The 26,212-nt window shown below is 67.6% G+C and carries 25 protein-coding genes and 1 pseudogene; all 26 read left to right on the top strand.

Annotated elements, in window-relative coordinates; translation table 11 throughout:
• The first annotated feature begins 1 nt into the window (after position 1).
• Positions 2-1,453 carry a DUF3375 domain-containing protein gene (locus EI169_RS14585; protein ID WP_053547122.1) on the top strand — a complete coding sequence of 484 codons (1,452 nt, stop codon included), beginning with the start codon at positions 2-4 and terminating at the stop codon, positions 1,451-1,453.
• Entirely contained in the window at positions 1,450-2,109 is a 660-nt protein-coding gene (locus EI169_RS14580) for a DUF4194 domain-containing protein (RefSeq protein ID WP_053547123.1), read from the top strand. The genes EI169_RS14585 and EI169_RS14580 overlap by 4 nt, the downstream gene beginning before the upstream one ends.
• Entirely contained in the window at positions 2,106-5,459 is a 3,354-nt protein-coding gene (locus EI169_RS14575) for an SbcC/MukB-like Walker B domain-containing protein (protein ID WP_125132969.1), read from the top strand. The genes EI169_RS14580 and EI169_RS14575 overlap by 4 nt, the downstream gene beginning before the upstream one ends.
• A complete protein-coding gene (locus tag EI169_RS14570; RefSeq protein ID WP_125132968.1) occupies positions 5,456-6,577 on the top strand; it encodes a DUF3322 domain-containing protein in 1,122 nt (373 codons plus the stop codon). Before EI169_RS14575 ends, EI169_RS14570 begins: the two co-directional genes overlap by 4 nt.
• 113 nt (positions 6,578-6,690) lie before the next feature.
• Entirely contained in the window at positions 6,691-7,215 is a 525-nt protein-coding gene (locus tag EI169_RS16645; RefSeq protein ID WP_053547126.1) for a helix-turn-helix domain-containing protein, read from the top strand.
• A gap of 25 nt (positions 7,216-7,240) precedes the next feature.
• Entirely contained in the window at positions 7,241-7,825 is a 585-nt protein-coding gene (locus EI169_RS14560) for a PIN domain-containing protein (protein ID WP_125132967.1), read from the top strand.
• Positions 7,826-8,270: 445 nt separating this feature from the next.
• Positions 8,271-9,407, top strand: a complete 1,137-nt coding sequence (locus tag EI169_RS14555) for a M23 family metallopeptidase (protein ID WP_125132966.1) — start codon at positions 8,271-8,273, stop codon at positions 9,405-9,407.
• A gap of 255 nt (positions 9,408-9,662) precedes the next feature.
• A pseudogene (locus tag EI169_RS14550) lies at positions 9,663-9,896 on the top strand (glutaredoxin domain-containing protein); the annotation flags it as partial.
• Between the two features lie 23 nt (positions 9,897-9,919).
• Entirely contained in the window at positions 9,920-10,294 is a 375-nt protein-coding gene (locus tag EI169_RS14545) for a single-stranded DNA-binding protein (RefSeq protein ID WP_125132965.1), read from the top strand.
• Between the two features lie 240 nt (positions 10,295-10,534).
• Entirely contained in the window at positions 10,535-10,837 is a 303-nt protein-coding gene (locus EI169_RS14540) for a hypothetical protein (RefSeq protein ID WP_125132964.1), read from the top strand.
• 97 nt (positions 10,838-10,934) lie between these two features.
• Positions 10,935-11,201: a hypothetical protein gene (locus tag EI169_RS14535; protein WP_125132963.1), complete on the top strand. Its 267-nt coding sequence runs from the start codon at positions 10,935-10,937 to the stop codon at positions 11,199-11,201.
• A 132-nt stretch (positions 11,202-11,333) separates the two neighbouring features.
• Positions 11,334-11,786: a hypothetical protein gene (locus tag EI169_RS14530; protein ID WP_125132962.1), complete on the top strand. Its 453-nt coding sequence runs from the start codon at positions 11,334-11,336 to the stop codon at positions 11,784-11,786.
• Positions 11,787-11,875: 89 nt separating this feature from the next.
• Positions 11,876-12,538, top strand: a complete 663-nt coding sequence (locus EI169_RS14525) for a thioredoxin domain-containing protein (protein WP_125132961.1) — start codon at positions 11,876-11,878, stop codon at positions 12,536-12,538.
• A 26-nt stretch (positions 12,539-12,564) separates the two neighbouring features.
• The gene (locus tag EI169_RS14520) at positions 12,565-13,557 is read left to right on the top strand and encodes an NAD(P)/FAD-dependent oxidoreductase (protein ID WP_240640473.1); all 993 of its coding nucleotides are present in this window, start codon (positions 12,565-12,567) and stop codon (positions 13,555-13,557) included.
• Positions 13,558-13,666: 109 nt separating this feature from the next.
• Positions 13,667-14,302 carry a copper resistance CopC family protein gene (locus EI169_RS14515; protein ID WP_164515512.1) on the top strand — a complete coding sequence of 212 codons (636 nt, stop codon included), beginning with the start codon at positions 13,667-13,669 and terminating at the stop codon, positions 14,300-14,302.
• Positions 14,292-14,843, top strand: coding sequence for a signal peptidase II (locus tag EI169_RS14510; protein WP_125132959.1), 552 nt, complete (start codon positions 14,292-14,294; stop codon positions 14,841-14,843). Before EI169_RS14515 ends, EI169_RS14510 begins: the two co-directional genes overlap by 11 nt.
• Entirely contained in the window at positions 14,840-15,175 is a 336-nt protein-coding gene (locus tag EI169_RS14505) for a DUF6804 family protein (protein ID WP_125132958.1), read from the top strand. The genes EI169_RS14510 and EI169_RS14505 overlap by 4 nt, the downstream gene beginning before the upstream one ends.
• A complete protein-coding gene (locus EI169_RS14500; RefSeq protein ID WP_125132023.1) occupies positions 15,172-15,771 on the top strand; it encodes a TlpA disulfide reductase family protein in 600 nt (199 codons plus the stop codon). Before EI169_RS14505 ends, EI169_RS14500 begins: the two co-directional genes overlap by 4 nt.
• Positions 15,768-16,535: a cytochrome c biogenesis CcdA family protein gene (locus EI169_RS14495; RefSeq protein WP_125132024.1), complete on the top strand. Its 768-nt coding sequence runs from the start codon at positions 15,768-15,770 to the stop codon at positions 16,533-16,535. The genes EI169_RS14500 and EI169_RS14495 overlap by 4 nt, the downstream gene beginning before the upstream one ends.
• Positions 16,516-18,204: a cytochrome c biogenesis protein ResB gene (locus EI169_RS14490; RefSeq protein ID WP_125132025.1), complete on the top strand. Its 1,689-nt coding sequence runs from the start codon at positions 16,516-16,518 to the stop codon at positions 18,202-18,204. The genes EI169_RS14495 and EI169_RS14490 overlap by 20 nt, the downstream gene beginning before the upstream one ends.
• A complete protein-coding gene (locus EI169_RS14485; RefSeq protein WP_125132026.1) occupies positions 18,201-19,142 on the top strand; it encodes a cytochrome c oxidase assembly protein in 942 nt (313 codons plus the stop codon). The genes EI169_RS14490 and EI169_RS14485 overlap by 4 nt, the downstream gene beginning before the upstream one ends.
• Before the next feature lie 3 nt (positions 19,143-19,145).
• Positions 19,146-20,765 (top strand): apolipoprotein N-acyltransferase, encoded by a 1,620-nt coding sequence (gene lnt, locus EI169_RS14480; protein WP_125132027.1) that lies wholly within the window; start codon positions 19,146-19,148, stop codon positions 20,763-20,765.
• Positions 20,762-22,153, top strand: coding sequence for a M23 family metallopeptidase (locus tag EI169_RS14475; protein ID WP_125132028.1), 1,392 nt, complete (start codon positions 20,762-20,764; stop codon positions 22,151-22,153). Before lnt ends, EI169_RS14475 begins: the two co-directional genes overlap by 4 nt.
• Before the next feature lie 21 nt (positions 22,154-22,174).
• On the top strand, positions 22,175-23,053 hold the full coding sequence (locus EI169_RS14470) for a M23 family metallopeptidase (protein WP_240640382.1): 879 nt from the start codon (positions 22,175-22,177) through the stop codon (positions 23,051-23,053).
• Positions 23,054-23,133: 80 nt separating this feature from the next.
• Positions 23,134-24,144 carry a c-type cytochrome biogenesis protein CcsB gene (gene ccsB, locus EI169_RS14465; protein ID WP_125132957.1) on the top strand — a complete coding sequence of 337 codons (1,011 nt, stop codon included), beginning with the start codon at positions 23,134-23,136 and terminating at the stop codon, positions 24,142-24,144.
• A gap of 31 nt (positions 24,145-24,175) precedes the next feature.
• On the top strand, positions 24,176-26,209 hold the full coding sequence (locus tag EI169_RS14460) for a bifunctional copper resistance protein CopD/cytochrome c oxidase assembly protein (RefSeq protein ID WP_125132956.1): 2,034 nt from the start codon (positions 24,176-24,178) through the stop codon (positions 26,207-26,209).
• The last annotated feature ends 3 nt before the right edge of the window (positions 26,210-26,212 follow it).

Genomic DNA, 26,212 nt, shown 5'->3' with positions numbered 1-26,212 from the left:
CGTGCCCGCCGTCGCCCAGGTTCTCGAGCTCGCCCAGCTTGCGGAGCGCGATGCGGCGTGGAAGCTGCTTCGAGCCGACAGTGCACCCGTGGTCGCCGGTCTTCTCGGCACCCACCTGGGCGGAGACGAGCGCCGAGTCGACGCTGAGGAGCTGTACGAGCGGATCGATGCCGACCTCGAGCGGCTCCGTGCGCAGGGGCTGATCTTGCCGCTGACTGCGAAGGGGTACTGCGGGGAGTGGCGATCGGCCGGCTTCCTGGTGCGTCGGCCGTCATCGGAAGCTCGGGGTGAGACGCTCGAGCTTTCCCCGGATGCGATCGCCGGGATCCGCTTCTTACAGGGGCGTGCCGCCCCGCGTTCGAGTGTGACCGAGTCTCGGCTTGCGAGTCTTGCGGCGCAGGTCCGTCGCCTCGCGATCGACACCGATCCTGACGTGTCAGCGCGCATCGCGCTACTCGAGGAAGAGATCGAGTCGATTGAGCGGCGGATCGAGAGCCTGCGTTCCGGTGACGAGTCCGCGATCGATGAAGACCGGGCGCTCGAGCGCGTTCGCGACGTGCTGGCGCAGGCGGCGGACGTGCCGGACGACTTTGCTCGGGTGCGTGCCGAGTTCGAGACGCTGAATGCGTCGCTGAGGGCGAAGATCGTCGAGTCCGATGTTTCTCAGGCGTCAGTCGTCGACGAAGTCTTCCGCGGAATCGACCACATCTCCGACTCGGATGCAGGCCGCAGTTTCGCTGCCTTCTCCCAGCTCGTGCTCGACCCTGCACTCGGTGCCGCATTCGAGGCCGACATCCGTCGCATCCTCGACCGCAGATTCGCTCGTGATCTCACCTCGGATGAGCGCCGGGCACTGCGCGCCTTCCTCGCAACGCTCAAGGGACGAAGCGCGGAGATCCACGATGTCATCACATTGTTCGCCCGGGCGCTCCGCCGCTACGTGCAGTCGCAGGACTACCAGCGCGACCGGGTCCTGCGGACTCTTCTGCGGGAGGCTCAGCACGCGGGGGTGGAAGCCGCCGCACACACGCGTCCGTGGCATCCGACGTCTCTCACGCTGGATCTCTCGGCCGTTGCGCTGTCGAGCGTCGGGGCGATCGACCTTCACGACCCCGCCGAATTCGCCGCCACCGAAGAGATCGTCACGCAGGCGACATCCCTCGCGAGCCTCGAGGAGCTGCGGGCGATCGCTCGCGAAACCGAGATCGACTTCGACGAACTCACCCGGAACGTCAACGACCTGCTCGCCGAGGTGCCCTCGTGCACCGTCGCAGATGTCCTTGCTCGATACCCCGCGACGCAGGGGGTCGGCAGCGTGATCGGACTTCTCTCGATCGCCGCCGAGCAGGGCACCGTTGACGATGAGCCCGAGGTACTCGCTTGGCAGGGCGCCGACGGAGTTCCGCGTGCGGCGATTGTGGCCGCGCACCGATTCACAGGAGCGGTGGCATGACCGAGTCGACCACGGCGGATGTCGCCCCCGACGAGCACGGAGGCCTCTGGCGTGGCGACGCCGGGGAACTCCCTGATCGCACGAGGCGCGTCTTGCTGCGTCTGGTGCGTGGCCCGTATCTTTCCGGAGCGCGCGAGGCGCAGCTGTGGGCGGTGCTGCTCACCGACGAGGCTGTCCTCCGCTCCCGGCTCGCCGATTTGTTCCTCGAATTGGTCATCGATCGGGACAACGAGTTCGCCTTCGTCCGCAACGCTCCGTCCGAGGACGCCCCGAAGGCAGTGCGGTCTGAGGCGTTGACGTTCCTCGACACCGCAATGCTGCTTGTCTTGCGCCAGACGCTGCTGAGCGAGGAGGGTCGCGGTCGGGTGATCGTCGGGCAGGCGGAGGTGTTCGAGCAGCTCGCCGTGTTCCGCACCCCGGACCGTGATGAGAAGGACTTCGCGAGCCGCGTCAACTCGTCGTGGAACAAGATGCAGAACAAGCTCCGCGTGTTGCACGCCGTTGGCGATGACCGTGCCGAGATTTCGCCCGTGCTCCGACTGCTCGTCGATGCCGACCAGATCCGCGCGATCACATCGGAGTACCACCGGATCGCCCGAGAGGGCGGAGGAGAATCCGCTGCCCCGTCGACGGATGCCGAGGATGACACAGAATGACGATGCTGAGCTTCCCCACCGACGAGCCGGAGGTCGATCCGACCAGGCCCGGCCAGTGGCGACTCGCCCAAATCGAACTCGTCAACTGGGGCACGTTCGCCGGCCACGTCTCCGTGGATGTCGCGCGCGCCGGCCACCTGTTCACCGGCGCATCCGGATCGGGCAAGTCGTCGCTACTCGACGCGATTGCCGCCGTCCTCACCCCCGACAGGTGGCTGCGCCTCAACGCGGCGGCTCAGGATGGCGCTTCCCGGCAGAGCGATCGGACGCTGATGAGCTATGTGCGTGGCGCCTGGAGCAAGGAAGCTGACGAGACTGCCGATCGGGCCACCACGACCTACCTGCGCTCGAAGGCAACCTGGAGCGGCATCCTGCTGCGCTACGAGAATCTCCGCGATGAACCGGTCGTCCTGCTGCGGGTGTTCCACGCACCGGGCACGCGCACCGAACCGACCGCGTTGAAGGACGCACGGATCTTTACCCGCGGTCACGTGAAGCTTCTCGACGTGAAGCCGCACGTCGAAGGCGGAATTGACGCGCGTCGCATGTCGAAGGCCTTCCCCGACGCGCTGATCACCACCGGCGGGAGACACGGACGCTTTCACGAGCGGATCATCCGTCAGTTCGGCTTCCGCGGAGATGCGACGCTTCAGCTTCTCCACAAGACACAATCAGCGAAGAACCTCGGCACCCTCGACGCGTTGTTCCGCGGGTTCATGCTCGACCAGCCGGGGACCTTCGCGCGGTCCGAGACCGCCGTTGAGCAGTTCACGGAGCTCGATGCCGCGCACAAGCACGTGGTCGACCTGAGGAAGCAGGCTGATGCGCTCCGCAAGGTCGACGAGGCGATCACCGCGTTCGACTTGGCCGGCGCTGAGATGGCGGCGATCTCCGATCTGCACGACGGGGTCGAGCCCTTCACAGCGGGACTCAAGTTGCGGCTCGCGAAGGAAGCCGCGGGCCCCGCACGCGCCGCGCTGGCGCGCGCCGAGAGCGACCTGAGCGACGCCGCGCGAGAGCAGCGGTTGGCGGCAGAGGCGCTGGAAACCGCGAAGGCGCGGGTCCGGGACGAGGGCGGCGCGCGCGTCGAGCTTCTGCAGGAGCGGATCGACAGTGCGCAGCGTGCCGAGGACGTCACTAGGCAATATCGAGCTCAGTTGACCGCAGAGCTGATGCGCATCGGCGCACCAATGCCCGAAGACCCCGGGCAGTTTGCGGAGCTCCTTGCCGCGGCCGTCACCGAGGTTGCGCGCGACATCCCCGCTGTGTCGCATGAGGTGCGTGACGCCGCGAGTCAGGCGCGTAAGGCGCTGGACGAAGTCACCAGGCAGATTCAGGCGCTGAGAGATCACCGGAGCAACCTCGACGAGAAGCTTCTGAGCGCACGACGATTCCTCGCGGACGCTGTTGGTGTGCCGGCATCGACATTCCCCTTTGCGGGCGAGCTGATCTCGGTCGCCGAGCAGCACTCCGCCTGGCGCGGCGCGGCAGAGCGAGTGCTCGCTCCGTTTGCGTCGACGCTCCTCGTGCGGGACGAACATCTTGTCGCCGCGCGTCGGGCAGCCGACTCGCGGACACTCGGTGTCCGGCTCGTCATCGAAGCGGTCCCGCACGCCGTCGACGAGCCGCGTCGCCCCAAGGATGTCCGCTCGCTCGTTCATCGCCTCGCGGTGAGCGATGGGCCCTTCGCGTCCTACGTCCGCAAGCGCATGGCCTCCGAGTTCGACTACGCCTGCGTTTCGCACCCCGACGAGCTTGATGACGTCGAGCGTGGCGTCACGATCGGCGGCCTGGTCAAGCGCAACTCACGCAGGTATGAGAAGGACGACCGTCACGAGGTCGGTGATGCCACTCGATGGGTGCTGGGCGGCGACACCCGCGCGCGGCTCGAGGCATTGCTTGAGCGTCGGCGGGACGCGATGGCGGCGATGGAGGAAGCATCCGCCCGCGACGCCGAGGCCGACTCGTTTCGTCAGGACGCGGTCAGTCGGCGCGACGTCTTCACACGCGTATCGACGTTCAGCTGGGGCCAAGTGGACCTCGCAACTGCGATGGCGGTCACCGCGGCCCAGCGCGACGATCTCCGGGTGCTCACCAGCGAGTCGGGGACTCTCCGCGAAGCACAGGAGGCCGCGGAGCGAGCGACCCAGCGGCTGGACGAAACGAACGCGAAGCACGCACGGGCGCTCGGAGCCCACGCTGTCGCCCGCAATCACGTCGAAAGCATCGCGGCACACGTCGCCGAACTCGAGGCCACCCCATATGCACCGGTCGAGGAGCGGATCGCCGACGCCCTCGAAAGCCGGTTCCGAGCCGAGCGACGCTCCGTGAGCCTGGAGACGGTGGACGAAGTCGCGCGAAAGATGCAGTCGGCACTCTCGAAGGAGAAGGACGCCTCGGCCAGCCGCGCAGCGGATGCTGAGGCCAGCTTCGCCGGGCGCGCCGCCGAGTTTCGGCTCGGGTGGCCCGCTGCATCCGCAGAGCTGACTGCTGACATCCGCGACCGCTACGGCTACCGGGAACTGCGCGAAGGCATCATCGCCCGCGGCCTGCCCGAGAAGGAGTCCGAGTTCCGCAAGCTGTTGCGGGAACGATCGCAGGACGTCGTCGCACACTTGCTCAGCGACCTCCGCGACGCCCCGGGTCTCATCCGTGAGCGAATCCTCCCCGTCAACGCATCCCTGGGGCGGTCCCCGTTCGAGGGAGCGGACCGCTTCCTCGAGATCGATGTGAAGACGACGCGGACCCCGGAGGTCGACGAGTTCCTCACCGACCTCCGTCGCATCGTTGAAGGCAACTGGGCCGACGAGTCGGCCGCCGGTGCCGAGCAACGATTCGCCGTGCTGCAGCGCGTAATCGGTCGACTCGGATCCAAGGACCGCGTCGACATCGATTGGCGCAACCGGGTGCTCGACACGAGGCTTCACGTGAGCTTCCTCGCGCGGGAGAAGGACGTCGCCGGCCGCGTTGTGCGGGTGTATGACTCCGCAGAGGGCTTGTCGGGTGGTCAGCGGCAGAAGCTCGTCATCTTCTGCCTCGCGGCAGCGCTGCGGTACCAGCTGACTGAAGAAGAGGACGAGGTTCCGAGGTTCGGGTCGATCGTGCTCGATGAGGCGTTCGACAAGGCTGACAGCCGATACACGCGCAACGCGATGGAGGTGTTCCGCGAGTTCGGATTCCACATGATCCTCGCGACACCGCAGAAGCTGCTGCAGACGCTCGAGCCGTACGTGGGTGCGATCACGTCGGTATCGAACCCCGACCGCGACGCCTCACGGCTGGCGAACGTGGTGTTCTCGGTCGGTGAACCTGAGGTCGCCACCCCGCCGCACGCGGAGTCGCGCGCGTGACCACGCTTGTCACACCGTCTGACCTGCGCGCGCGGGCGAAGAAGCTCTTCGACCGCGATGCACGCACCTGGGCCGCCGAGCAGCAGACCGATGTCGTGCTCGACGTTCCGCTACGCCCCCCAACGGAGCGGGAGGCGCTGGACGATCTCAATCTGGTTCGACGGTGGGTCGACGCCTGGCGCGGTGTGAGCGAGGACTCGGGTATCGAGCTCGAGTGGGTCGTCCGCCATTGGTCACGGATCGGGTCGCAGGAAGTCCCCGTTCGCGCGGTGCTGCGCGGTTCGGATTCGATCGCTCGAGCGGCGGGCGAGGCGGAGGGTTGGCGACGTCTGATGGCGCGACTTGACGAGTTGAGGAGCCTGGCCGGTTCCGATGCCAGCGGTGTGCTCCGCGCCCATGGCCGCGCGATCAGCGATCTCGATGGCGCCGATTTCGACAGGCTCGTCCATGTGCTGGCCTGGTTGCGCGAGAACCCGGAATCGGGCCACCTGGTGCGGGAACTGCCGATCCGCGGCATCCACACCAAATGGATCGAATCTCGCCGCGGACTCGTCGAGGCGTTGCATCGGGCGGGAACCGGAGCGCCCGGACTGGGCCTTCGCGAGCCGTCACCGCTCATACGGATCCGTGCTCTCGATCCGTCGCTCTCGTTCCAGGGGCTCACCGATGTGTCGGCGCCCGTCGACGACCTTGCGGCAAGCACGATCCGACCCGAGCGCGTGTTCGTGTTCGAGAACCTCGCCACCCTGCTCGCGATGCCGGATGTGCCCCGAGCTGTAGCAGTGCACGGTGGTGGTCACCGCGTCGATCTCGTCGCCCGGCTCCCGTGGGCGCAGACGGTCACCTACTGGGGCGACCTCGATTCGCACGGATTCGCCATACTCAACCGACTTCGAGCCAGGGGTGTGGACGCAACGTCGGCGTTGATGGATATGGATACTCTGTTCGCTCACCGTGATCTGTGGGGGACCGATCCGGATCCGAACGTCGGCGTGTTCGAGCTGCTCACGCCTGATGAGCGCGCGACTCTTCAGTCGCTGAGCGCGGAGGGCAACATACGCCTCGAGCAGGAGCGCCTCCCGTGGAGTTACGCGCTCGCGCGACTCGGAGTGTCTTGACCGGGCAGTCGAGCTGCTAGCCCAGCATCCTCCTATCGATCTGTCGGGGATACGTGCTACCGTAATCGCAACAAACGCAATCCCCTGCGTTTACCTGTATTGAGGTGATTCCCGTGTCTCGCGCTGCAGTCGTTGAAGAGACGTACCTTCCCAGCAAGGGCTACGAGCTTGCCCCTGTTCTGGACTTCCTCACCGCCCATGAGGCTGCGGGCAGAGCTCTTCCCGAGCCAAGGTACTTCCTTGCGGGAGCGCGTCCAGGCGATCAGGTAGAACTCCCGGAAGAGGTCTACCTTGCACTCCGCAAGATTGTTGATGCGATGCAAAGCGGGCTAGCCGTCTCGGTTGTACCGCAGACGACGCGGCTGACCACTCAGCAAGCAGCGGATCTCCTAAACGTAAGCCGCCCGACCGTTGTAAAGCTCCTCGACGAGGGCGAGATCCCCTTCGAGAGGGCCGGAACGCATCGCCGTGTTCTCCTTGCAGATCTGCTCGAGTATCGGGAGCGCCGTCGTGAGCGTCAGTACGACATGCTCGCTGCCACGCGTGACGCTGTCGACGAAGACAACGTCGAACAGACGCTCGAGGACCTCAAAGCGGCGAGGAAGGCGGTCGCGTCGAGGCGGGCTGCCCGCCTCTAGCTCCGCAGCCTGACAGGATGGGGTCGTGTTCACGGCGACCCTCGACACCAGCGTGCTGTGGCCGAGCCTGCAACGTGACTTCCTCCTTTCCCTCGCGGTCGAGGGCGCGTATCGACCGACCTGGAGCTCGGCGATCCTGGAAGAGCTCGAGTATCACGAGGAAGCCAAGCTCGTGAAACGGGGAATCCCCGTAGCGGAGGCTGCAGGCCGCGCAGCGATCCTCATTGCAGCGATGCGGCGCGAGTTCGCCGATGCGGAGGTCGAAGGGTGGGAACCGCTGGAGGGCACGTTCGGTCTTCCCGATCAGGACGACGAGCACGTGGTCGCCGCGGCCGTCATTGCAGGAGCCGGCGCGATCGTCACTGAGAACCTCAAGGACTTCCCCGCGGACAAGATTCCGCCGACGATTCAAGTGCTCAGTGCGCGCGAGTTTGCGAAGAACACCGTCGCACTCAACCCAAGGCGCGCGCTCGCCGCGGTGCAGGAGATCGCCAGCCGTTCCGGCCGCCACGGTGCAGTACTCACCGTCGAGGAGATCCTCGACACCTTGCGGGACCGGTACGGCATGATCGAAGCCGTCGAGATGATGGTCGAAGCTGCGTCCGCGTAGCCTCAGATCGCACGCCTGGCGCGCGAGCGCGGCCGCCTGATGAGCGCCCGATACCCCGCCACGTTCTTGCCACGAATCGAATCCGGCCGACCTGATCGAGGACGACGTCATCGACGTCACAATCCGCGGAATTGCGCGGTTTCAGCTGAGTTCACTTGCCATCGGCGCGATTTCAAATCCCTCCGTCTCCGCCACGAGATTTATGCGCTGATCCCTTGCAAACACTGGGATCGCTAGATCCTCCGCCCGCCGGATCGGGCATCTGGGAAGATTTTGGGAAAGGTCGCCGCGGCTCACGAGCGACCCTTCCCTCGAACATCCCGGTCACGGGGGTGACCGGAGCCCCCTGTCGTTCTCGACGCGTCGACCGACGTCGCCTCCCCCGTCCACGGATCCACGGCAGAACCCTGGCTCGCCGAGCGGATTCGACCGGCAGGGCAGTGACATGGCGGACGACAACAAGCCCGGCTACGGCGTCGCTCTCGCCATCGGCGCCCCGCTGCTGGTCGTCGCGATTCTGCTTGGCATCATCCTGTTCGTGCTGGCACCCGCCAACGCCTGCGGGGCCGGAACCTGGACGCGGGTGAACACCGACGCGATGCCGACCGAGGCCGTCGCCGGCTACGAAGGCGAGCAGCTCATGAACGCGGCGTACATCATGAACGCGGCTATCGATCTCGGACTTGACCGCAACGCCCAGGTGTTGGGGGTGATGACGGCGATGGGGGAGTCCAGCCTGGTCAACATCGACTACGGCGACTGGGAGATCAACGGCGTACGCAACTCCGATGGATCGCCCACGACCTCGATCGGCCTCTTTCAGCAGCAGGACAGCTGGGGCACGCCTCAGGAGCGGATGGACCCCACGACGGCGGCGACCCGGTTCTATGACCGGCTGATCCTGGTCGAGGGGTGGGAGGCGATGGAGCCGACCCTGGCGATTCACAAAGTTCAGCGCAACGCCGACCCGTACCACTACGAGAAGTACGGCACCGCAGCCGAGCAGATCGTGACCGCGCTCTCCGGAGCGGTGGGGACGTGCGCGACCGGGGAACTCGTCTACCCGCTCGCTGACGGCTTCAACATGACCTCCGACTACGGGCCGCGTCGGGTGACCGTCACAGGCGCCTCCAGCTGGCACGCCGCCAGCGACCTACAGCACTGGCCCAACAACTGCGACGACCCGGTCTACGCGATCCAGGAGGGCCGGGTCACCTTCACCGGCTCTTTCCAGGTCACCATCAAGCACCCGGACGGCTACGACATCAACTACCTGCACATGTGGCCGGAGGACGTCATCGTGAGCGTCGGAGACGAGCTCACCGCCGGCGAGCCGATCGGTGCGGTCGGCAACTCGGGCCCTTCGGGAGGCTGCCACCTGGACCTGCGAATCAACGTCGCGGGCAACACGAACCCGCAACTGGACACCCTTGTCCTCTCACAGGACGAAGGCGCCCCGCCGCTGTACTGGGACTTCGTGAACCCGGAAGCCTTCTACGCCCTGTACGGCATGGAATTGTGTGGCGGAGCTGGCGAATGTCGACGTCCCCCCATCGACGGCACCGAGCTACCGATCCGGTGACAGCGTGAAGATCCACAGAGCCACGGCTGCGCCGTGTGGAGGAGCCGTTGACACGGCGCGGCAGAAGCACTGTTCCTTTGACCTTTCCGGCTGTCGAGAATACGTCGGCTCCCGCGACTCCGTTCTCGCAATCACGGACGCGCCCTGGCGGGCTTGTTTCGCCCGAGATTGTGAGCACTGCGCCCTTCGCCTCTGTTTCATCTCTGTCTGCCGGAAGGCAAAGAAGAACGGTTGTTCAGGGAAGGGATGGAGCAGATGAGCGAGCAAGGAGTTGTGGTCTACACGACAGGACCGGCATGCATCCGTTGCACCATGACCAAGCGCGTGCTCGAGCAGAAGGGTGTGCCCTTCACCGAGGTCGACATTCGAGAGAACGGCGCAGCTCGTGACTACGTGGCCCTGGATCTCGGCTACACCGAAGCGCCCGTCGTGGTCGTCTCCGACGAGGACCACTGGAGCGGGTTCCGCCCCGACCAGATCGACCGTCTCATCAAAACCGATAGGAGAGAGTCATGTCCGTCCGCACCATCACCGGATACCTGGCCGCCGACCCGGAGGTCGTGCAGGCCGGCAGCATCGAGATCACCAAGCTCCGCGTGATTGAGAACACGGGAGAGTACCGACAGGGCAAATGGCAGCCCCACGACACCCCCACGATCCACTTCATCGAGGCCCGGTTCGAGCTGGGCGAGAACGCTGCCGCATCCCTGCGCAAGGGCGACGCCGTGATCGTCACCGGACGCGAGCACACCTCTAGCTGGGGCGAGGACGCCAACAAGCAGTACGGGCGCGTCATCGACGCCGACAGCATCGGAGCGGATCTCGCTCGCGCGACCGCGGCCCTGTCGGGGGTGGCTACTGCTGGTCGTCGCGGGTGTTCCGGCTGATGGTGACCCGCGGCGCCGTTCGATTCCTACACGCTTCTCGGCGAGCTGGTCGGCACCGGCCGGCGAGGACAACCGACGAGATGGGGCGACAGGGACCGTCACCGCCTAGCTCCCACGGGGCCGCCGCCGCGCTCGGCGCCGCGTCCGAAGCCCTCCGAACTGCGCATTCCGCGAACGGCGTGGTGCGCTGGTTCGACGAAGGAGCGGCCCACAGACCATGAGCAGCAGCTCGTCGACGCCATGCTCGACGCGGCTCAGTCCGCTGAGCCGAAAGCCGAGCACAGCATCACCCTGACGCCCGAGAACTCGCTTCTGCTCCCGATCCACGCCACCGAGCTGCCTCGCATCGTCGACGGCGTGGACGGGGCATACCGCGGCCACGTCTACCGCGACTGCATGGTGTGGGATCAACCTGTCCTCGATCACCTGGTCATCGTGACGCCCGTTGTCGGCCGGGTCACCGAGGATTCGCATGGACCGACCTACTTTGGCGACCTGCGGAACGGCACCTTCGGTACCGAACCGCCGCCGATCGAGGAATAGCCAGTCTCATGCGCAGCAATGCCCCCGACCGCACTCTCTCCCGGCCGGGGGCATTGCTGTACGCGACAATAGAGCCACCGAGCGACAGGAGAGCGCCGTGAAGATCCCCGAGCCCTTACGGCTGTGGTGGCACGATGGCGTCGGCGTGCGTGTTCTCCGCTACAGCGGTCGCCAATGGACCGTACTGGCGCTACTAAGCCTGATCTGCACCCTCGCCAGCCTCATCCCCGTTGAGGGCGTCCTGGGCCGCTCGATGCTCGTCGTCGTGCCCTATCTGCTCGTGCCCGCCGGCCTAGCCGCCACGACTTTCGCGATCGTCGCGGCGGTGCTCACGCGCCGGTTCCGGCGGGCGAGCCGAAGGTGACCCTTACAGCTGTAGACCGGGGCCGCAGTAGCTCGGGCCGAAGAGGACGGGGAAGGGGCTCCGACGCCCGCTCGCCAGCAGAGGTGTGGCGGCATCTGAGTGCTCTTTGGTGTGCGCGGTAGACTGTGGGGGATGGTCTCTTCGGCCCGGATTCCGCGTTCCGCGACGCTGAACGAGCAGTGGTTGATAATGAGGCTCATTACCAGCATCGGTCTGGCGTTGCTACTGATGCTCGGTCTGGCTGCAACGGCGCATGCGGAATCGAGCGAGGCGGCGTCTACTCCGCTCATGGTATCCGGGCTGATGGACCCGCACGTGGAACCGGTGGCCGACGCCCCCGCAGAGCACGAGGAAGCCGCCAGCGGCGCATGGTCCGGATCGAACGCGCTGGCCGGTGCGGCGTTGTGTGTGTTCGGTGTTCTGTGTGGCCTGGCGTTCATGGTGGCCTTGCGAACGCTGTGGCACCGACGGATATCGCCCGTTCTCAGTGAGGTGTCGCGGGTGCCTTCGCTGCTTGCTGTGCCGGCCCTGCGCGCGCATCCGGTGGTGTTGTCGTTGACGCAGTTGGGTCTTTCTCGAACCTGAAATCTGGCACGCCGCCCCCCGGGGTGGTGCTTCGTCCCGGGCTACGTGCCCGGGATCTTCCCTGTGCCGTGTCTTGGTTTGGAGTACCCGTGAAAACCCCTCTAAAGGTGACCCTCGTCACCGCTGCCGTCGTAGCCGTGCTGGTTGTGGCCGCGCTGATCTACGTCCTTATCGACCGCAGTCAAACCCCTGCCTCTGGGGAAGGATCCTCGCCGCCGCAGGTGTTGCGAGAAAGTTCGCATGTTCTCGATGACGGAGGCGAGGGTGCCGTCACCGTGGTGGAGTTCTTGGACTTCGAGTGTGAGGCGTGTGGCGCTTTCTACCCCATCGTGGAGGATCTGCGGGAGCAGTTCGCGGGGGAGATCACCTACGTCGTCCGGTACTTCCCGCTCCCAGGTCACTTCAACTCGAAGAACGCGGCCCTGGCCGCCGAGGCGGCGGCGCAGCAGGACCGGTTCGAGGACATGTACCACCGGTTGTTTGAGACCCAGGCGGAGTGGGGTGAGGCGCAGGAGTCGCGCGCTGACCTGTTCCGCGGTTTCGCGGAAGAGCTCGGGCTGGACATGGCTGCCTACGATGCCGCTGTGGCTGACCCGTCGACGGCGGAGCGGGTGGAGTCGGACTTCCAGGAGGGGCGTGCTCTCGGGGTGAGCAGCACTCCGACGTTCTTTGTGGATGGTGAGATCGCCGAGCTGCAGGAATGGGATGACCTCGAGAACGCCATTCAGGCCGCGGTGAACGGTGGCCGGTGATGCGGGCGGGGTTGTCGCATCGCCGGGTGATCATCGTCGGCGCCGGGCAGGCGGGACTCGCGGTCGCCGCGGCGTTGATCGCGGAGGGTCTGCGACCACAGCACGAGTTCGTGGTGATGGACGCGGCCGCGGCGGGGCAGCGTTCCTGGACGTCGCGGTGGCATTCGATGGAGCTGCTCAGCGACGCCCGGCACAGCGCACTGCCTCCGCGCCAGCTGCTGGGTGATCAACGCCGGCATCCTCGAGCGGATGAGATGGCTGACTACCTCACCTTTGTCGAAGCCGGCCTGGGTGTGGAGACCGTCTGGAATGTCCGGGCTACCGGAGTGGAGCATCGGGGCAACGGCTCGACGCTGTTGCTGTCGACGACAGTGGGCGAGGTGCAAACCCGCAACGTGGTCTGCGCGACAGGTGCGCACACTCACCCCCGGGTCCCGGACTGGGCGGACGGGCTGACGGCGCCGGGGGTAGTGATCCATAGCAGCGAGTACTTGTATCCGAAGCAGATTCCCACCGGCGACGTGCTGATCGTCGGCGGCGGGAACAGCGGCGTGCAACTGGCCCGCGAACTGTCTGCCTCACACACCGTCACTCTGTCCACCCGCACTCCGCGCCAGCCTCGGCCCGCGATGAGCTACCCCGCCATGGCAGGCGAAAGCGTGCCGCTGTTCTCCCGTACGCGGCGACCCGAGCCCATCTTCGGCGACAGCTACGAGCATCTGCGCCGCCGGGGCGTCACAATCGCCCCCGCAGTCGAGGCCGCGAACGGCGCCGTGGTGACCTTCGCCGATGGCACACAGGTGTCTCCCCGGTCGGTGATCCTCGCCACCGGCTACGACCCCGGCGACCGTTGGCTGCCGCAACCCAACGGCTCTGCGCGGCCTCGACGCACCATGACCGGTCTTCCCGGATTGTTCGTGGCGGGGATGCCGCAGTACGGCGGCCGTGGCTCCGACACCGTCGCGGGGGTCTGGAGAGACGCAACGACGATTGCCCAGCACATCATCAACCGGCCCTGAAAGGACCGTCCCTATGACCACAGAGCCCACAACCTCTCGTGCATCCTTGCGCACGCCGCGCATGTCTGGCAATCGTCGGCGGCTCCGGTTGCTCTCCGCTGTAACGGGGGTGCTGATCGCCGTCGGTGGGCTGTTCGCTGCCGCACCGCCCGCGGCGGCGCATGATCAGATCGTCTCGTCCTCCCCAGAAGCCGGGGGCACGGTCAGTGAGGTCCCGGAGCAGATCTCATTGACGTTCAGCGGCGAGATCTTCGCCGACTTCAGCGCAGTGATCGTTGAGGTCATCGCTGCGGACGGGCAGAACATCGCCACCGGAGACCCGACCGTCGACGGAACAACCGTCACCCAGGCTGTCCAGCCGGGCCAGGTTGGAGTGTTCACGGTGCGGTGGCGGGTCGTCTCCAGCGACGGGCACCCGATCAGCAACGAGTACCAGTACACCGTCGAAGCCGTGGCGGTGCCCCCCAGTACCCCCACCCCCGACGTCACCGAGGAACCGACGCCCAGACCTTCTCCCACGGCCACGGCCACGGCCACTCCCGCTGGCGATGTTCACAACGGCCCCTCCGGGGGAGGGGAGATCTTCCCCGGGCTCGCCGTTCTGGGCGTTGTGGTCGTGCTCGGTGGTGGCCTGATCATCGTGCTCATGGTGGCCCGAGAGCGCCGACGCCGCGACCGGGAAGTCGCCGCCGAGTCCGGCAAGAACACCGCCACAGGGAAGGATGAGCCTGCCGATGAGTCGTGAGCAGTCCCAACGATTCGCGATCGCCTGTCTGGCCGCTGGCGTGGTGGTCCTGGTTGACCAGGCGACGAAAGCGGCCGCACTCAGCGGATTGAGCCAGGACGAGCGCATCCCGCTGCTGGGAGATCTGCTCGGGCTGCAGCTCGCGTTCAACCCGGGCGCAATCCTCTCTCTTGGCTCCGGGTTCACAGGGCTACTCACTCTCCTCGGCGTCGGCGCCGTGATACTGCTGATCGTCGCCGCGGCGCGGGCACGGACGGGATGGTGGGCGGTGGGGATCGGGCTGATCCTGGGCGGCGCGGTCGGAAACGTGATCGACCGGCTGTTCTCCCCGCCGGGCTTCGGGGTCGGGCACGTCACCGACTTCCTCGCCTACGGAACCCTGTTCATCGGAAACCTCGCCGATGTCGCCCTCGGCGCTGGCGTGATCGTGCTCGGCCTGAACATCTGGATCCGACACCGGCGCACCCGCACGAACACAGCGGATGCCGGGGTGGCCGGTGGATCGTCGCCGGCGGCGGGATCGGCGGTGAGCGGGTCATGATGGCGAAGCAGCGGACCCCGTCCGTGTATCAGCGCAACGCGTTCGCGCCGGGGCTGCTCGCGGCGGCGGTGTTGTTCCTCGCGCCGGTGCTGATGGGTGGGGACTGGTTCACGGTGGTGCTGTTCGTCGCGGCGATCCTCGCGGTCATCGTGGGGTGGTTCGCGGTCCAGGCGCGGCAGTGGGGGTGGGTGCCGGTGTTCGTCGTGATCGCGGTGATCTGGAACCCGGTGTTTCCGTTCCCGTTCACCGGCCCGGTGTGGACGGCCGCGCAGCCAGTCGCGGCGGTCGTGTTCCTGGTCGCCGGTGCCCTGATCAAGGTCAAGCGCGCATGATCCGCCGCCGAGTCGTTGCCGCCGTGACGCTGGTCGCGGCGCTGCTGCTGGCCGGGTGCACGTCCAGCGACTCGCTCGCGCAGCAGTACCGGAACGGAAACGAGAAAGGCTACATCGCCGGCGACTTCCAGGTCGTCGAGATCCCAGCGGGGGACCGCGGCGCGCCGGTGGTGTTCGAGGGCGTCACCGAGACCGGCGAGACGGTGTCCAGTGACGACTACCGAGGCAAGGTGTTGGTGGTGAACTTCTGGTATGCGGCGTGCGGGCCGTGCATCGTCGAAGCGCCCATGCTCGAGGAGGTCTGGCAGGACTACCAGGATCGGGGTGTCGCGTTCCTTGGGGTGAACACCTACGACCAGCCCGCCACCGCTCAGTCGTTCGCCCGTGACAACAACGTCACCTACCCGAGCGTGATCGACGTGAACGACGGACGGGTGAAGCTCGCGTTCGCGCAGGCAACCCCGATCCAGGCCACCCCGACGACCCTCGTCATCGACCAGGAGGGGCGGGTCGCGGCGCGGATCATCGGGCAGCTGGCCGGTGCGTCGATCCTGTCCACCCTGGTCGCGGACACGCTCGCCGAGGACGCCTCGTGAACCCGGGACAGATGGTCGTCGACGGCGCCCTGTGGGTCGCTGTCCCGGTCGCGATCCTCGCCGGCCTGGTCTCGTTCGTGTCCCCGTGCGTGCTGCCGCTGGTGCCCGGTTACCTCGGCTACCTCGGCAGCACCACCACGACATCCGTGGCCCCCGCGGTGAACGGTAGAGGCATCGTGAGGGCGGAGCGTGCCCGGCTGCTGCTGGGCGTGGGCTTGTTCATCGCCGGGTTCACGGTGGTGTTCGTCGCCGTCACGATCCTCGGCGGCGCCTTCGGGTTCCTGCTGCTGCAGTACGCGGGCATCCTCACTCGTGTGTTCGGGGTCGTCATCATCGCCCTGGGGCTGGTGTTCCTTGGGTTCTTCGGGATCGCGCAGCGCACCTTCCGGCCCCGCGCGCAGGGCAGGGCGGGGTTGATCGGGGCGCCGCTTCTGGGGTTCGCGCTCGGTGTCGGCTGGACGCCGTGCATCGGCCCGACGCTCGCGGCGATCATCTCGATGTCGTGGAACCTCGGCGACCCCGCCCGCGCAGGCCTGCTCGGTCTGGCGTATTCGCTGGGCTTAGGCATCCCGTTCCTGATCCTCGCGGCCGGGTGGGGGTGGGCGTCCCGATCGGTGGCGTTCCTGCGGAGACACATTCGCGCGCTGAACATCATCGGCGGGGCCATGCTCATCGCCCTCGGCCTGCTGATGGTGACGGGGCTGTGGACGGCGCTGATGTCGCAGCTGCAACAGGTGGTGATCAATGTCCCCCTCCCGCTCTGACACCGGCACCGACGTCACCGCCGACCCGCTGCGCCCCGGCGACCACGCCGACAGCGAATCCGCGACCGAGATCACCCAGCCGGCGCTGGGCATCACGGGCTGGCTGCGGTGGGCGTGGCGGCAGCTGACCAGCATGCGCACCGCGCTGGTGCTGCTGCTGTTTCTCGCCATCGCCGCCGTGCCTGGATCGCTGTTCCCGCAGCGCAGCGCCGACCCCAACGGCGTCACCCAGTGGGAGCGAAACAACCCCGACGTGTTCCCGCTGGCGGATGCGGTGGGCCTGTTCGACGTGTACCTGTCGCCGTGGTTCTCCGCGATCTATCTGCTGCTGTTCACCTCCCTGATCGGTTGCGTGATCCCGCGCGCCAAGCACCACTACAAGGCGCTGCGCTCTCGCCCGCCGCGCACCCCGGCACGCCTATCGCGGCTGTCGGAGTATCGGGAGTTGACCTTGCCGATAGGGGAGGGGCAGACCGACCCGGCCTCCCACGCGATCGACGTCGCGGCAGCGCAGCTGCGGAGAGCCGGATACCGGGTGGAGCGCTACGACGCCCGCGGCGCGGCGTCGGTGTCGGCCGAGCGCGGCTACCTGCGCGAGACCGGCAACCTGATCTTCCACGTCGCCCTCGTGGGCGTGCTCGTCTCCGTGGCGATCGGGGGGTCGTTTGCGTACACGGGGCAGCGGGTGGTGGTGGAGGGCACCACGTTCGTGAACGCCCTCAGCGACTACTCCTCGTTCAACCCCGGCCGGTTCGTCGACGGCACCGGGCTTGCCCCCTACTCGCTCACCCTCGATGACTTCCAGGTCTCCTATCGCCTGCCCGGCACGCCCGGCGCCGGCCAGGCCGGCGACTTCTCCGCCGACGTCACCATCCGCCAGCCCGGGCAGGACGACCGGGCGCAGAGCGTGATCGTGAACTACCCGATCACCGTCGGAGGCGACCGCATCTACTTACTCGGCAATGGGTACGCCCCCACCCTCACCATTCGCGACGCCGCTGGCGAGGTCGTGTACAGCGAGTCGCAGCCGTTCCTGCCGCAGGACTCGAACATGACGTCGCTGGGGATCATCAAGGTCCCGGACGGGTTGCCTGAGCAGGTCGGGCTGGTCGGGTTCTTCTACCCCACCCAGGGGGTGTTGCCCTCCGGCGCGTTCACCTCCGTTTATCCGGACGTGATCAACCCGGTGATCACTCTCAACGTGTTCAGCGGGGATCTCGGCATCGACGACGGCACCCCCCGATCGGTGTATACCCTCGAGGTCGACGGGCTTACCCAGCACACCGGTGGCGACACCGCCGCCGACTCCCTTGAGCTCACCCCCGGCGCCACTGTCGACTTGCCGAACGGGTGGGGCACCATCACCTGGGAGGAAGTCACGGCGGAGGAGCCGGTGAAGCGGTTCGCGTCGCTGCAGATCCAACGCGATCCCAGCAGCGCCTGGGTGCTCGGGTTCTCCGTGCTCGCCACCCTCGGCTTGTTCGCCGGACTGTTCGTGCCCCGCCGGCGGCTCTGGGTGAAAGCCCGCACCACCCCGGATGGTGTGCGCGTCGAGTACGCGGGACTGGCCCGAGGCGAGGACCCCGCTTTGCCGCGCGCGGTCGACGAGCTTGCGGCCCGCCACGCGCAGACCCTTGGCGTAGACCAGCCGGCGAAGGACACGCTGTGACGACCGTGTGGATCCCGGATGCCCCGCCGACCCTGGGCGGGTTTCTCACGCCGGCCCCGCTTCCGGCTCCGGTACTGCCGATTCTCGCGGGACTCCTCGCGGTCGTCTATCTTGCTGGCGCGATCCGCATGTGGGTGCGCAGCCGCGGCTGGCCGGTGTGGCGGACGGTCAGCTTCCTGCTCGGCTGCGTCGCCCTTGCCGCGGTAACCGGGCTGGCGGTGGAGAACTACGGGTACGCCTTGTTCTCGGTGTTCATGTTCCAGCAGCTCACCCTGATGATGGCGATCCCGCCGCTGCTGGTCCTCGGCTCTCCCGGCACCCTGCTGTTGCGTGCCACCCCGCACCACGGCCCGGGTCTCCTGGTGCTGCGTGCCGCGCATGCTGGGCTGCGCAGTCGCACCGCGCGGTGGTTGCTCAGCCCGTGGCTGGCGGTGCCCCTCTACCTGGCCGCGTTCTATGGTCTGTACCTGGCGAACTTCGCCGACCCGATCCTGTCCACCGTCACCGGGCATACCCTTCTCGAGGTCGGGTTCCTGGTCGCTGGGATGCTGTTCACCATCCCGATCCTGTCCTCTGACCCGCTGCCGGTGCGGATGAGCCACGGCGGCCGCGCCCTGGACGTGTTCGCCGAAGCCGCCCTGCACGCCTTCTTCGGCGTCTTCCTGATGATGGCCACCACCACCCTCATCGACGGGTTCGCCGGCCCGACGAGCGCGCTGGGCATCGACCCGATCGAAGACCAGCGTCTGGCCGGTGGGCTGGCCTGGTCGTACGGCGAGGCTCCCACCCTGCTGATGCTCATCTACGTGATGCACCGCTGGTTCCGTGACGACACCGCCCAGGCCGTCGCCGCCGACCGCCGCGCCGACGCCCACGGAGATCCCGAGCTCGACGCCTACAACGACTACCTCACCCGCCTCCACCAGAAAGACACCTGACCCATGCGTGCCACTCTGCCGACACCCGCCTCCGCCGCCGCGCAGGAGCAGGAGACGCCGCGCCGCACCGTTGCGGCATGGTCGCTGCCGGTGTGGGCGGCGGTGCTGGCATCCGCGGCAGCCGGCCTCCTGCTGGATCTCGCCTCCGCACCGGTGGGGTGGTGGCCCTTGACGTTCGTGAGTGTCACTGTCGCGCTGGTGGCACTGATCGGTCGCAGCTTCGGCGGGGCGTTGCTGGTCGGCACTGTCTTCGGCGCTGTGTTTTACACGACTCATCTGGTGTGGGTGGGGGAGTTCCTCGGCCCGGTGCCGTGGCTTGCCCTCGCCGGGCTGGAAGCGGTCCTCTTCGGCGCGGGCGCGGTGCCGATCGCGCTCGCCTACCGGTGGACCGCCCGCTATCCGGCCCGCGGCCTCGTGAAGCTGCTCGTGGTACCGCCGCTGATCGCGGCTCTGTGGACGGCCCGTGAGGTGGTGATGGGTGCGTGGCCGTACTCCGGGTTCCCGTGGGCGCGGCTCGGAATGACCCAGGTGGGCGGGCCGCTCGCGGAGGCCGCGTCGTGGACGGGCGTGACGGGCCTGTCCCTGCTGATCGTCATGGTGTGCGCCTCTGTGGTGCAGTGGATCCGCGCCGGCGGCATCCGGTTCATGCTCGGGCTGCACCCCGCCGTGAGCGTCGCTGTTCTCCTGGTCGTGACACCGCAGTTCCCCACCGCGTCGGCCGGGGAGTTCCGCGTGGGATGGGTGCAGGGCAACGGCCCCACCGGGTACTTCGACGACAAGGTGCCCGGCGACGTGCTGGCCGCGCAGACCGCCGCCACTGTGCCGCTGTACGGGCAGCCGATGGATCTGCTGGCCTGGCCCGAGGGCGGCGTCGACGCCGACCCGCTCAGTGATCCCGCCGCCGCCGAGGCGTTGGACCGGGTCGTGCGCTCGGCCGAGGCCCCGCTACTGATGAACGCCGCCACCACCCGCGGCGACGATGTCTTCAACACGTCCCTGCTGTGGACTGCGGATCCCACGGGCCGGCAGTGGCACGACAAGGTCAACCCGGTCCCGTTCGGGGAGTACGTGCCCGACCGGTGGTTCTACGAGCTGATCGTCCCCGACCTGGTGGGACTGATCCAACGCGAATACACCCCCGGCACCAACCCGCCGATCGTGCAGGTCGGAGATGTCGGGGTGGGGCTGGCGATCTGCTTCGACGTGATCTACGACACCGTGATCTGGGATGGCGCACGTGCGGGCGCGGAGGTGTACGTCTTCCAGACCAACAACGCTGACTTCCGTGGCACCGACGAGAACCTGCAACAGCTCGCGTTCGCCCGGATGCGCGCCATCGAAACCGGCCGCGCGGTCGTCAACGTCTCCACAGTCGGCACTAGCCAGGTCATCGCCCCGGACGGCGCCACCGTCGACAGCATCGGTGTCGACACCGCTGGCGCGTCGATCAGCACTGTCCCGTTGCGCACCGGACTCACCCCGGCGGTGATCCTCGGGCCCTGGCTCACCGCTCTTGTCGTCCTCGCCGCCGCCGGTGCTTTCATGGCGGCGGGATTCTTCCACCGCGCTCGCACGCGTGCGGACGGCGCAGATCGTCCGACTGGCCCGGGGAGTCAGCCATGAACACGCCACGGGTGAGGCCTGCCGGAGGTCGACTTGCCGGGTCGCTGCGAACGCTGGCGACGGGCAGCGTTCTCACCCTTCCTGGTGCCCTGACGGCGGAGGAGTGCGGGTGCGCGCCCACGCCCGCGGAGAGCCGCGCATTCCGGGCTGGTGTGAGCCGGCGCACTCTGCTGACCGCGGGGACGGCGAGTGTGGTCGCCGTGCTGGTCGCCGGTCCGCTGCTGCCGGCAGCGTTCGCGGCGACCTATCCGTCCTGGGAGGAGGTGCAGGCCGCGAAAACGAACGAGGCGACCAAAGCTGCTGAGGTGCAGCGGATCCAGGGCCTCATCCAAAGCCTGACCGGTGACGTGGCGCGCACCCGCACCGCCGCCGAGCAGGCCGCTGGTGCGTTCTACACCGCCCAGCAGGAGTACTTCGACGCATCCATTCGCGCCGACACGTTGCAGTCCCAAGCCGACGTGGAGGCGCAGAACGCGCCCGATGCGGCGAACAAGGCCGGCCGCATCGCCGCGCAGCTGTGCCGCGACGGGGGCGACACCACCTCCCTCGAGCTGTTCTTCTCGGGGTCGGCCGCGACCGCGGACGATCTCCTGTCCCGGCTGGGCGTGATGGACAAGCTGCTGGAACGCAACCAGGCCGTCTACGCTGCGGCGCTGACCGCCCGCGATGCCGCGCAGAGCCTGACCGATCAGGCGGTGGTGGCCCGGGATGAGCGCGACCGGCTACAGCAGGTCGCCGAGCAGAAGATGCTCGAGTCGCAGCAGGCCGCCGATGCCGCGCAGGCCGCGCTGGACGCGCAGACCCTCTACCTCGGCGAACTTCAGGCCCAGCTCGCCGCCCTCGAGGACACCACCGCGAAGACTATCGCCGACTATCAGGCCGGGGTGGAGGCTGCTCGCCTCGCCGAGGAGCAGCGGCGAGCGGCGGAGCGCGCCGAAGCGGAACGACTCGCCGCCTCGGGCGGCGGCGGGGGTGTGGTCAGCTCCGGGTGGGCGCGACCGACATCCGGGCACCGCACCTCGGGGTTCGGGCCGCGCAGCTCCCAGTGCGGCAACGGGTACTGCTCGACCAGCTACCACTACGGCGTCGACCTCAGCGGCGGGTGCGGCGCGGGGATCTACGCCGCCGCGGCGGGCACCGTCGTCTACGCCGGCTACGGCAACTACATCAAGATCGACCACGGCGGCGGGATCGGCACCGGATACGCCCACATCCGCCCCGGCGGCTTCTACGTCGGATACGGCCAACGCGTGAACGCCGGCGACCTGATCGGCAGCGAAGGCAACACCGGCAACGCGTTCGGATGCAACCTGCACTTCGAGGCCTACGTGAACGGCTCCCCGGTCAACCCCATCACCTTCCTCGCCGACTGCGGCGTGTCCATCTGACCCGAAACGAACCAGGACATCATGACTGACCAGACCACCCCACCAGGCGGCGGCGACCAGCCCCAGACGCCCCCCACGCGCCGCAGCCTCCGCCGCTCCGCCACGCCACCAGCCACCAGCATCATCACCCGCCCGCCACGGCGCCCGCCCGCAGAGAGGTCCGCCCGTGGTCGGGTAGTCGCGCTGCGTCCAGTGCGCTCCCTGGCGGTCCTGATGGTGGTCACCGGCCTGATCGCGACCTTCGCTCTCCCCGCGTATGCCGCCTGGAAGCCGGCGGACCTCGAGATCCCGACACTGCAGCAAGTCGCGTCCGAGGACGTGCAATCCTTGATCGTCGCCTCCGACGCGGCCGGGACGCAGCTCACACGGGAGAGCTACTCGGCCACCACCCAGGCGGAGATCGACCAGAAGAAGGCGGCAGAAGCAGCCGCAGAGCGTGCGCGGGCCTCCGCACAGGTCGCCTCGGTGCCCTTCGACTACAGCATCGTGCCGCAAGGCAGCGGAGCCGTGCGGTGGCCGGTGGGCGGTCCGTTCACCGTGACCGACCGCTTCGGTGCTCGAGGCGGCGCGCATATGGGCACCGACATGGTCGCTGCCGGCGGAACCCCCGTCTACGCGTCCGTCGACGGCGTCGTGCGGATCTCACAGGACAGCTACGGCGGATACGGGGTCGCCGTCGTGGTGGAATCCGTGCTGAACGGGCAACAGGTGAGCACGGTGTACCCGCACATGCAGACCGGTAGCCGGCAGGTCGCTGCCGGGCAGACCGTCACGGCCGGGCAGCTGGTCGGACTCGTCGGCAGCACGGGACGTTCCACCGCGAACCATCTGCACTTCGAGGTCTACCTCGACGGAACCGCCGTGGACTCGCTGGCTTGGCTGGAAGCGAACGCGGGCTGACCCATGTGCCGCACGGATCTACCGCGCCACCCCGCTCGCGGGCACCCCCTGACCGAAACGACGAAGAGGACGACCCTGCCATGACCGGAACTGACGCGCTCTCCCTGGACGGCATCTCACTGCTGTTGGTGTGGACGGCGATCGCCACCTACTTGCTCGCGTTCATCGCGTACACGATCGACCTGGCCGTGCGCTCCGTCCCCGGCAGCGTCCCGCAGCGGGAGCCTGCCCTGGCCGGCGCCACCGCCCGGGCGGGCCAGCAAACGGAAAACGCCCAGAGAGCGTCGGTGGACAGTGTTCGCACGCCGCCCGCGCAGCGTCAACGGCTGCTGTGGGCGCGGATCGGGACGTCGCTGACTGTCCTTGCGTTCCTGTTCCACCTGGCCGGGACCATCCTGCGCGGGATCGCGGCCGGGCGGGTGCCGTGGGCGAACATGTACGAGTTTGCGCTGACCGGCACCGTCCTGATCGTCGCCGTATACCTGCTGGTGCTGCGCCGCTACGACCTCCGCTTCCTGGGCTCGTTCCTGATCGGCATGATCGTGCTGCTACTGGGCGGGGCGACCATCACGTTCTACGTCGAGGTCGTTCCGCTGATGGACCCGCTCAAGAGTGTCTGGCTGGTCATCCACGTCTTCGTCGCCTCGCTCGCCACCGCCCTGTTCGCGATCGCCTGCGGGCTCGCGGTCACCCAGCTCATGCAAACACGTCGGGAACGGCGCGCCGACACAACCTCGGCTCGTGCCGGCGGCCCGCGGTTCCTGGCGACGCTGCCTACCGCGGACGCGCTCGAAGCCCTCGCGTACCGGTTCGTGATCGTCGGGTTCGTGTTCTGGACTTTCACCCTGATCGCCGGCGCGATCTGGGCCAACGACTCCTGGGGACGCTATTGGGGATTCGACACCAAGGAAGTGTGGACCTTCGTGATCTGGGTGCTCTACGCCGGGTACATCCACGCCCGCGCGACCAGAGGGTGGCGCGGCACCCGCTCCGCCTGGCTATGCATCATCGGTTTCGTCACGGTGCTATTCAACTTCACGATCGTCAACATGTTCTTCAAGGGTCTCCACGCCTACTCCGGTCTCAGTTGACCCCCACACCGCGCTCACGGAAAGCCCACCAATGCCCCCTACCGCTACCCGTCCCCCTTCCGCGCAGGGCGTAACCGGTCCGCTACTCACTCCGCGCATCCTCCGCACGGTGGGTCCCGCAATCCTCGTTGTAACCGCGCTTGTCGCCCTTGTCGCGGGCCTGGCGTTCGGTGGGGGCGCAGCAGGCCTGCAACTCGGCGACGCTGGCCCCATCGTGCGGTGGGGCCTCCCGACCGCGAAGCTGATCCTGAACCTGGCCGCGGCGGGCATGGTCGGCGTGCTCGTGACGGCGCTCTTTACCCTGCGAGCGGGTGAGCGGGAGTTCGACGTCGCCCTGGATACCGCCTCGATCTCCGCGGCGGTGTTCACCGTGGCCGCCGGGGCGACGGGATTCTTCACCTTCGTTAGCGTGCTCAACCCGGCGCTGGACGCGGGGCCGGTATTCGGGCAGCAGCTCGGCCGGTTCCTCGTCGAGACCGAGGTCGGTCGCACCTGGCTCATCACCACCGTCGCGGGTGCGATGCTCACGGTCCTGACCTTCGCGGTCCGGTCCTGGCCGGCCACGCTTTTCGTGACAGCCGCCGCCGTTGCCGCCCTGGTGCCGATGGGTACGCAAGGGCACTCCGGCGACGACGCGTTCCACCACGAGGCGATGATGGCGCTCATCCTGCATATCATCGGCGCCGCCGTATGGGTCGGCGGACTCTTGCTGCTCGTCGTCGTTCGACCACTTCTGTCGCGGGACCGCCTCGCTGACGTCGTCGCCCGCTACTCAAGCATCGCGCTGGCCGCGTTCATGCTCGTTGCCGTGTCCGGCACGGTGCGTGCCGCAAACGGCCTGCAGGACTGGACGGCGTTGCTCTCCCCGTACGGAACGATCCTCGCCGTGAAGGTGCTGGCGCTGATCGCGCTGGGCTTCTTGGGGGCCTGGTATCGCGCCCGCCTGATCGGCACGATGCGGGATTCCGACCGCATCGGCCGGTCTTTTTGGATGCTCGTCTTCTTCGAGCTGGCGGTCATGGGCCTGGCCAGCGGCGCAGCCGCCGCGCTGGCACGCACACCCCCACCGAACCCGACACCGCTTCCCGAAACCCCGTCCCCTGCGGAACGCCTCACCGGCGCACCGCTGCCCCCCGAGCTCACCATTGACCGATGGTTCACCGCGTGGAACATCGACCTGCTGTGGGCCGTCGTGGCCGCATTCGCGGTCTTCTTTTACCTCGGCGGTGTGTGGCGCCTACGCCGCCGTGGCGACACGTGGCCCGCATACCGCACGATCATGTGGGTCTTGGGGATGGTCCTGTTGGTGTGGGTGACCGGCGGTGTCGTCAACGTCTACCAGGACTACCTGTTCAGCATGCACATGGTGGGGCACATGCTGCTCACCATGGCAATCCCCGTCCTCCTAGTCGCCGGCGCCCCGGTCACGCTCGCGGCCCGGGCGATCCGCAAGCGCGAGGACGGTACCCGTGGGGGACGGGAATGGATCCTGTGGGCCGTGCATTCCCCGGTCGCCCGGATACTGACCAACCCGTTCGTCGCGGCCGGGCTGTTCATCGGGTCACTGTGGGTTTTCTACTACACCGACCTGTTCCGGTGGTCGCTCTACGACCACCTCGGACACCAGTGGATGATCACGCACTTCCTCATTACCGGCTACCTGTTCGTACTCTCGCTCATCGGCGTTGATCCGGTGCCGTACCGCCTGCCGTACCCGGGGAGGCTGCTGCTGCTCGTCGGCATCATGGCGATGCACGCCTTCTTCGGCATTGCGATCATGATGCAGGAAGGCCTCATGATCCCCGAGTGGTTCGGCGCCATGGGTCGAACCTGGGGCGCGACACCGCTAGAAGACCAGTACGCCGGTGGTGGTATTGCCTGGTCGATTGGCGAGATTCCCACCCTCATCCTCGCGATCACTGTGGCGATCCAGTGGAGCCGCAGCGACGACCGCGAAACCAAACGCCGGGACCGACACGCCGACCGCACCGGCGAGGCAGAGCTGGAGGCGTATAACGCCCGCCTCCAGAAGCTTGCCGCGAGCGACGCCCGCGACGGTGGGTGAGAA

It is taken from the genome of Microbacterium sp. 10M-3C3, from assembly GCF_003931875.1.
GTDB lineage: Bacteria > Actinomycetota > Actinomycetes > Actinomycetales > Microbacteriaceae > Microbacterium.
Note: the sequence above shows the minus strand (reverse complement) of the source record. Positions and strands in the feature narration are given on the sequence as shown.

Bases quoted from the DNA above. Each gene is read 5' to 3' on its own strand.
- EI169_RS14475 (WP_125132028.1), top strand. From the start codon at position 20,762: ATGAACACGCCACGGGTGAGGCCTGCCGGAGGTCGACTTGCCGGGTCG.
- EI169_RS14530 (WP_125132962.1), top strand. From the start codon at position 11,334: ATGGTCTCTTCGGCCCGGATTCCGCGTTCCGCGACGCTGAACGAGCAG.
- ccsB (WP_125132957.1), top strand. From the start codon at position 23,134: ATGACCGGAACTGACGCGCTCTCCCTGGACGGCATCTCACTGCTGTTG.
- lnt (WP_125132027.1), top strand. From the start codon at position 19,146: ATGCGTGCCACTCTGCCGACACCCGCCTCCGCCGCCGCGCAGGAGCAG.
- EI169_RS14545 (WP_125132965.1), top strand. From the start codon at position 9,920: ATGTCCGTCCGCACCATCACCGGATACCTGGCCGCCGACCCGGAGGTC.
- EI169_RS14575 (WP_125132969.1), top strand. From the start codon at position 2,106: ATGACGATGCTGAGCTTCCCCACCGACGAGCCGGAGGTCGATCCGACC.
- EI169_RS14555 (WP_125132966.1), top strand. From the start codon at position 8,271: ATGGCGGACGACAACAAGCCCGGCTACGGCGTCGCTCTCGCCATCGGC.
- EI169_RS14490 (WP_125132025.1), top strand. From the start codon at position 16,516: ATGTCCCCCTCCCGCTCTGACACCGGCACCGACGTCACCGCCGACCCG.
- EI169_RS14500 (WP_125132023.1), top strand. From the start codon at position 15,172: ATGATCCGCCGCCGAGTCGTTGCCGCCGTGACGCTGGTCGCGGCGCTG.
- EI169_RS14470 (WP_240640382.1), top strand. From the start codon at position 22,175: ATGACTGACCAGACCACCCCACCAGGCGGCGGCGACCAGCCCCAGACG.
- EI169_RS14540 (WP_125132964.1), top strand. From the start codon at position 10,535: ATGCTCGACGCGGCTCAGTCCGCTGAGCCGAAAGCCGAGCACAGCATC.
- EI169_RS14505 (WP_125132958.1), top strand. From the start codon at position 14,840: ATGATGGCGAAGCAGCGGACCCCGTCCGTGTATCAGCGCAACGCGTTC.
- EI169_RS14510 (WP_125132959.1), top strand. From the start codon at position 14,292: ATGAGTCGTGAGCAGTCCCAACGATTCGCGATCGCCTGTCTGGCCGCT.
- EI169_RS14580 (WP_053547123.1), top strand. From the start codon at position 1,450: ATGACCGAGTCGACCACGGCGGATGTCGCCCCCGACGAGCACGGAGGC.
- EI169_RS14460 (WP_125132956.1), top strand. From the start codon at position 24,176: ATGCCCCCTACCGCTACCCGTCCCCCTTCCGCGCAGGGCGTAACCGGT.